The sequence below is a fragment of the Microcystis sp. LE19-8.1F genome (assembly GCF_027531715.1).
Taxonomy (GTDB): Bacteria; Cyanobacteriota; Cyanobacteriia; order Cyanobacteriales; family Microcystaceae; genus Microcystis; species Microcystis wesenbergii_A.
Map to the genome: position 1 here is coordinate 1 of NZ_JAPZSO010000132.1, position 6,482 is coordinate 6,482.

10 protein-coding genes and 2 pseudogenes are annotated in these 6,482 nt (G+C 40.1%); 7 read left to right on the forward strand and 5 right to left on the reverse strand.

What is annotated here, in order from left to right; genetic code table 11:
• Positions 1-139, forward strand: a pseudogene (locus O9334_RS12990) (IS4 family transposase); the annotation flags it as partial.
• Between the two features lie 118 nt (positions 140-257).
• Here the strand turns inward: O9334_RS12990 and O9334_RS12995 are convergent.
• From O9334_RS12995 to O9334_RS13010, 4 genes are all read right to left on the reverse strand, one after another.
• A complete protein-coding gene (locus tag O9334_RS12995) occupies positions 258-461 on the reverse strand; it encodes a hypothetical protein (RefSeq protein ID WP_002797544.1) in 204 nt (67 codons plus the stop codon).
• Between the two features lie 93 nt (positions 462-554).
• Positions 555-680 (reverse strand): hypothetical protein, encoded by a 126-nt coding sequence (locus tag O9334_RS13000; protein WP_288000467.1) that lies wholly within the window; start codon positions 678-680, stop codon positions 555-557.
• Positions 681-1,550: 870 nt separating this feature from the next.
• The gene (locus O9334_RS13005; RefSeq protein ID WP_288000469.1) at positions 1,551-2,036 is read right to left on the reverse strand and encodes a hypothetical protein; all 486 of its coding nucleotides are present in this window, start codon (positions 2,034-2,036) and stop codon (positions 1,551-1,553) included.
• 814 nt (positions 2,037-2,850) lie between these two features.
• Positions 2,851-3,591 (reverse strand): hypothetical protein, encoded by a 741-nt coding sequence (locus O9334_RS13010; protein ID WP_288000471.1) that lies wholly within the window; start codon positions 3,589-3,591, stop codon positions 2,851-2,853.
• Positions 3,592-3,994: 403 nt separating this feature from the next.
• Here O9334_RS13010 and O9334_RS13015 point away from each other — a divergent pair, with 403 nt between their 5' ends.
• The 6 genes from O9334_RS13015 to O9334_RS13040 all read left to right on the forward strand — a co-directional run bounded on the left by O9334_RS13015 (position 3,995) and on the right by O9334_RS13040 (position 6,313).
• Complete coding sequence (locus tag O9334_RS13015) at positions 3,995-4,216, forward strand: ribbon-helix-helix domain-containing protein (protein ID WP_239698024.1); 222 nt, start codon at positions 3,995-3,997, stop codon at positions 4,214-4,216.
• 122 nt (positions 4,217-4,338) lie between these two features.
• Positions 4,339-4,566 (forward strand): hypothetical protein, encoded by a 228-nt coding sequence (locus O9334_RS13020; RefSeq protein WP_045356058.1) that lies wholly within the window; start codon positions 4,339-4,341, stop codon positions 4,564-4,566.
• A 2-nt stretch (positions 4,567-4,568) separates the two neighbouring features.
• Complete coding sequence (locus tag O9334_RS13025) at positions 4,569-5,165, forward strand: type II toxin-antitoxin system VapC family toxin (protein WP_288000474.1); 597 nt, start codon at positions 4,569-4,571, stop codon at positions 5,163-5,165.
• Positions 5,143-5,379 (forward strand): type II toxin-antitoxin system Phd/YefM family antitoxin, encoded by a 237-nt coding sequence (locus tag O9334_RS13030; protein ID WP_002769357.1) that lies wholly within the window; start codon positions 5,143-5,145, stop codon positions 5,377-5,379. Before O9334_RS13025 ends, O9334_RS13030 begins: the two co-directional genes overlap by 23 nt.
• The gene (locus tag O9334_RS13035; protein ID WP_045356050.1) at positions 5,366-5,743 is read left to right on the forward strand and encodes a type II toxin-antitoxin system VapC family toxin; all 378 of its coding nucleotides are present in this window, start codon (positions 5,366-5,368) and stop codon (positions 5,741-5,743) included. The genes O9334_RS13030 and O9334_RS13035 overlap by 14 nt, the downstream gene beginning before the upstream one ends.
• A gap of 243 nt (positions 5,744-5,986) precedes the next feature.
• Positions 5,987-6,313, forward strand: a complete 327-nt coding sequence (locus tag O9334_RS13040; RefSeq protein WP_190381677.1) for a hypothetical protein — start codon at positions 5,987-5,989, stop codon at positions 6,311-6,313.
• On the opposite strand, the pseudogene O9334_RS13045 reads toward O9334_RS13040, so the two are convergent.
• Positions 6,305-6,482 (reverse strand): annotated as a pseudogene (locus O9334_RS13045) (lipid II flippase MurJ); the annotation flags it as partial. The gene O9334_RS13040 and the pseudogene O9334_RS13045 sit on opposite strands and share 9 nt — an antisense overlap.

The window sequence follows — 6,482 nt, forward strand, 5'->3', positions numbered from 1 at the left end:
TCCTATCAAGAAACATGGTCGCCGAGCAAAAAGCCTCTTTCGGCTAGGTTTAGACCACCTTCGTCATCTTATTCTCAATCCTTCATTACCTAACTTTTCTCTTTTTCTCCAGTCCTTACATTTTTTGTCCTGTACTTAGACTAGTTGTATGAGGAATCACACCAATCAAAGCTCGATCCTCATCTCCATAAGGTTCACTCACAACAAGAGCGGGGCGTACTTTTGCTGCTATCCCAAAATCAATCAACCAAACTTCGCTACGAACTGGCTTCGGATTCCCCATCTGCTTCCTCCTCTGCATCTAGACGAGCAAACGATTGAGCGGCAAAAAGAACTGCATCATCATTACTCCAATCACCATAGTCTCCAGTCGGACTCAGGCTGGCTGAAAGGAACTCAGATTTTTCTCTAGCTGAAAGTTTTTTGAACTGTCTAAGAAGTGTTACAACGGCTTCACTCATGGCTTCAACTGATCGCTTGTAGATTACTTTCTGTCCACTAGGTTAGCACGGCGCTCGCTCTTTCAAAAACCAAAACAATCGCGGTTTTAAAGTTTAATTAACCAGAAGCGGGTGATCGCACTGGATGAAGGTGTTTCTAAGGCGATCGCCCACACCTTGCGGTGGTTCGGTGAAGCGGATTTGTCCATCCTGATAAATGCCTTCGATGGTTTTTAGCATGGTTTGCTGTTTGGCTGGTTTCCTCTTCAATTTTAGCAGCTAATTTCAACGGGCTGGATATGCCATAATTTAGAGTGTAAGACATGGAGAGCCATTAGGGATTGATCGAGTGGTTTTGTTATCTCGACAAAAGCGGAGAAAAAGTAATTTATGGCAACGTCGTTTTTGGGAATATTTAATGTGAGATGAACGAGATTATGGGTTACATTGTGATTATATTCATTACAATTCTGGGCGGCATGGGTTCTGTTTAAAACCGTAAGATTGGCTGTTTTCTAGGGTTTATCGGTTTATCAGGGCTTTTATCTGACCGATTGGGGCATGATAAAAATTCCCATTATTCCCGATAATATTGGCGATGAGTAACAGTAAGTAGGGTTTGCTGAAAAAGTTTTTCCTAGGGGCAGGGTGTAGGGTGTGGGGTGTGGGGTGTGGGGTTTTACCGATTTTGAGGGGGTCAATTACCTAATTTTCAGGGAAAAAGTCCCTGAATTTCCCCCTGATCACTCCCATATCTGGTACTTTTTGAGGGGAAAAAAGTCCAAAAGTCTTATCCAACAAGGTTTTTAGATTTATTCAGCAAGCCCTAAGTAGTCGTGCAAAATTAATTTCCTAGTCGAGACAGGAGACAGGAGACAGGAGACAGGAGACAGGAGACAGGAGACAGGAGACGGGAGACAGCTATTAGGGATCGGATTTGAGTTTTCAGTTCACTGTTTCCTCACACCAGAAGTCTGACGGAGTAGTGGCTTAGATGTGTAATTAATTTTGCTTAGGTACTTAGTAATTTAAAGCAAAAAGGCGCGTTGAGTAACGCACCCTACGCGATCTACACGATCACTGATCGCCAATAAGAGCGGCGATAACACTTTAGGAATTTAAATCTACTGCCCAACAAATGCCAACTTCTCCGTTTTTGAGTACTTTTTTATTGAAATAATCTGGAATTTGTGTGCGTGTGTGTTCTGTAAAGTAGATCCCTAAGACAACAAGGACAGATCCCTTATAGGCAGGCTTGAGTTCGTGAATCAATTTCTTCACATCATCTTCAATACCAGGAACAAAATTTTGATAGTTTTCAAAAGATTGACACTTAAGTTCCACAATTACACTTTGAGCACCCGAAGTCATAGAGTTGAATAAGAAGTCTGCTGCTTTTCTTTTTGAGGTATATACGGCTTGTTCGCGAAGAATGTCGTAAGTGTTATTGATCTGTAAAATGTAGCTATAGATTTCAGCTTGGGCCCAACCTTCCCAACCACCTTTCTGCGGCCACTTACTTGCAATTGCCTTGACATTCGCTTCGCCCCATTCGAGGACATAGGAAATAAAATCTTTATACGATATAGTTGCCATTTACGTGATCCTTATTATTTTTATTGTTTAAAATTGCCGTTAGATTTTAACGTGCTTTAACGTACCGCTATAACCTGTTAGGCATTCAAACTGCACTAGTAAAATTGCGGCAAAAAGTCTTCTGGCGAAGGCTTTGTAGAAGTTATCATGCAGTTTAGATGCTCAACAGCTTAGCAATTCGACTTGATTTTTGAGAAAGACAGAGAATTAAGCGCCCATCATGTAAGAAAAAGAATTGCAGATTTCATTGGGGATCAGTATAGGTACTAATATAATCATTCCTAATAAGGCTGAAACAATTAAAATGGCTCTAATCCATGGGATACAAAGGTTTACTTGTCTCGTTTTTAATTAAAATGATTATATAGTCATTTCAGATAAGTCTGATACACTCTAGACCGACAAAACCCTTATGAACTCTGGGATTGATATTCTCAATCTTAATTGAAATGACTATACTTCCAAATCTGCTTTCAATTCTCGCCGAAAGTCTGCTTCTTACATTTCCGAAAGTGCCACCATCTATAGTGTTCCTAAATGAGTCGTAAGCTAAATTTGGATTAAAAGCCTTACCCAGCAAAGATTACAACTTGCACATGATTTAGGATTACTATAGAATCGGACAACAGCTAAATTAAGCGACAGTTGACCATATTACAACTCGGTAACAGCACTTTAGAATTCAGTAAGCGTTGCTTAATCAAGCTATGAATGCAAATTTTGCACATATCTCAAAGTTAGTTTGAGTCTGGGTTTTAGAAATAGCATAAATAAAGATTCATATTTAAAATCAGCAACGCCTAGAATTCAGTATTTATGTCTCACCTTTAAGCCTATTGGCAATAGCTTGTTTCATCAGGCTTTGGACATTAGCTTTCAGCTGCTCGATTATGTCTTTGTAGAAACTGAGGGACTCGAATTGTGCTTCACTGGTGACATTTGCCAGTGCGTCGTTGTAGCGATTTTCCGCTTTCTCTAGATCGTCCAAAGCATTTTGCAGTGATTCCACCCTTTCAATTTCTGGGTCTGGTTGAACCTGTGCCAAAATGTAAGCATTGGCAACAACAATAATATCTTTGTTTCCCCAAACATTTTGGGCTGACACCGTCATGGAGTTGCAAGCGTAGTATGTAGCATAGTTGTCCAAACCTGATCTGAATTGATTAAAAACGTATGAAACGCTCGTGCTTGTGCTGGAGGACGTAGCAGCAAGAGCTAAAGTAGTTTTCACTAATCCACCCAAATCTTCAACGAATGGAATAATATCTTTATCGTCCTTATGGGCTTGTCCAAAATAATCCGTAGCGGTCTTGGTTATGGCATCTACATATGCGTCTACCCCTTTCAAATTATACTCATCCGAGAACTTAGAATACGATGCAAAGTTTTCGCTCACTACTTTAACGATGCCTTTTGAGTTCGAGTTAATGTATGTTTCCGCTGCAACTTGGTCATTTTTTAGCGCAGTTACTGCGTTTGCAACAGCCTGTTGAACGGCTTTTTTGGCATCTTCACTTTTGTTAATAGTGTCTTGTAAGCTAGGACTATGACCCATTTTGTACCTCTGTAAATAATTGTGTTGATTTAATTCACAATCACGATACAACGTCTTTTTATTTCAACACAACCAAAGTTTACCAACTTAAGAAAAAAATCCACAAAATTCCCCAAATGCCTACCCCACCTAACTTCCAGCCCCTCAACCCTCCCGCAAAAATCCTTAACTTGGGAAAAATCCCCAACTTTACCAACTTAAGCCCAAGCTTTGTCAAAATATCCTGACAATCTCCCCACTCTCCCAACCCCAAACTTCTACTTCATACCCAAGACACCAAAAACAACTATGCCAGCATCCCACCTTGTGCATCTCCACAGACCAGAAACCCACCCCACCGCAGAAACGAGAGAAACCTCTTGCCTCGGCAACCCTGGGATGATCCCACAGTAACAAACCTATAATGAAAAAAAGCCAAGCCTTAACAACCCTGAAATTAACCTTAAAACCCGAACACCAAAAGCTGATCGAAGCCAAACTAAATACAGGGCGTTATGCCAATCCAGATGAAATCATTGCCGAAGCCTTGCAATTACTGAGTAAATGCGATCGCTATCAACAATGGGCAATCGAGTTTGATCCCCCTAAATCCCCCGTTCGGCTGAGCTCACGGCCGAAGCCTTAAAAAAGGGGACTTTCTTGAAGAGGCGAAGGAATTGATGGAGAAACCGCGATACAATCAGCGATCGCCCGATAAATCTCTATAATATTCTATAATATCGAGTATTCCCCCATCCCAAACCAGCCATGACAGCCAAAGAACAACTCCTACAGGAAATCGAAACCGCCTCCGATGAAACCATTGACCAACTCCTCAACTTCCTCCATCAAACCCAAACCACCAAACCGAAACAACCCTTTTGGCAATTTATCGAAGAACTCACCGCCGATATTCCCCCAGAAGTCTTAGAAACCCTACCCACCGATGGAGCCGAACAACACGATCATTATCTTTATGGCACACCAAAACAATAATAATGAAAGTCATTTTTGCTGATACTTTTTATTGGATTGCCTTGATTAATCCCAGAGATAACTGGCACTTTATTGCCTTAAATTATGCCCGGAAATATACAGATGATTATCTAATAACTACCGATGGCATTGTAGATGAAACACTCAATTATTTTGCAACTAAAGGTGCGATTATGCGTCGAAAAGCTCTTGCGACCTACTTTCAAATCCGTCAAGAGCCGAACATGGAAATTATTTCTTATACGCCTCAACTCAGACAAGCTGGAATTCAACTATTTGATGAACGTCCTGATAAGGGCTATAGCCTGACAGACTGCATTTCTATGATTGTGATGAAACAAAGGAGAATTGCAGAAGTATTAACCCATGACAAACACTTCACCCAAGAAAACTTGCGGATTTTGTTCCAAGATTCTAATTTTAATAATCTTACTTGGAATTTGATTGCCCAGAGCAGTATTTCATTATTGATCTCCACAAAATCGGGCATCGTCAGGAAATTTATCAAGCATAACGGCAATAGCTATAATATCGAATATCTCCCGTCCCCAAAACTCCCTACTCCCTTGACCAGCAATGAAAAGCGTCACCTCAAGTAAATTACAAAATAACCTAGACCAACTGCTCGATGAAATCCTCAACACAGGAAAACCCCTAGAAATTGAGCGCAACGGCAAACGATTAATCATAAGTCCTGTTGAAACCGTAGATAAATTACAAAAATTAATTTATCGTCCTCAAGCCATTATTGGCGATCCCGATGATCTTGTACAAATCAGTTGGGAACAGGAGACAAACCTTGATTTACCTTGATACTCATATTGTTGTCTGGCTTTATGCAGGACTAACTGCTAAATTAAGCGATTGCGCCAAACATCTAATTAACGAGAATGAACTCTATATTTCGCCGATAGTAAGGCTAGAGTTACAATATTTATACGAAATTGGGCGAATTACTGAAAAATCAGACGACATTGTTCTAGAATTAGTAAGTTGCCTTGATTTAAAGGTATGTAAAAAAGATTTTAATTTAATTATTAATCAGTCTGTAATTATTAACTGGACTCGTGATCCCTTTGATCGCTTAATTGTTAGTAACGCTTCAGTAGATCACCATATTTTGCTAACCAAAGATTATCACATTTTAAATCATTATGAAAATGCCGTATGGGATTAATCACAATCTATGGGAAATTGATGAAGCATAACGGCGATCGCATCATTCAATCGCTAAATAACGATGGACTCCTATAGGTTAAGTACATAATAACTGTTCAAGGAGAATCATCAGCGAATTCACCAGGTTAAAATCCTGACTCCTAGCGCAAACTTTAAATATTGTAAAAAAAGTAATTTTTTGTATTCCCATTGATTACCATAATGGAAAATTCTGCTAATCTCTATGTTGATGAGGTAACTTATGGAACAGTCAAAGGGTAAATCCTTTCGTCAACGCGGCGTAATATTAACCTCCATCGGCTACCAAAAACTGCACCGTGCTAAAGTGAATTGGGAAATAAAACAAAACACTCGCTGCACCTTAGACATTCTTAGCCAACAAACCGGACTGACCGTCAATACCCTCAGTAAAATTTTTAGTTGCTCTTTCGCCGTTGATAAACGTAGTCTGTACGTCTGCTTTTCTGCCTTTAATCTCGATTTAGACGGTCAAGATTATTTATCCAGTTTTACCCTTGCCTACAAAGACGGCCAATTTTCACATTGGGGGATAAATATGAACTGTTAAAAAGACGGTGACAGCTAATAAAATCGCACTGACTAGGGTGGTAATAGTCTCGACAATCGGCGCGGACTCGGATTTATCTCTTTTGGCCAAAACACTGACCAAAGCGCTGTGAAAAGGGCCGTTAATACCACCGAGGAGAATTAACAGAAAACCGGGGATAACGTAGGCA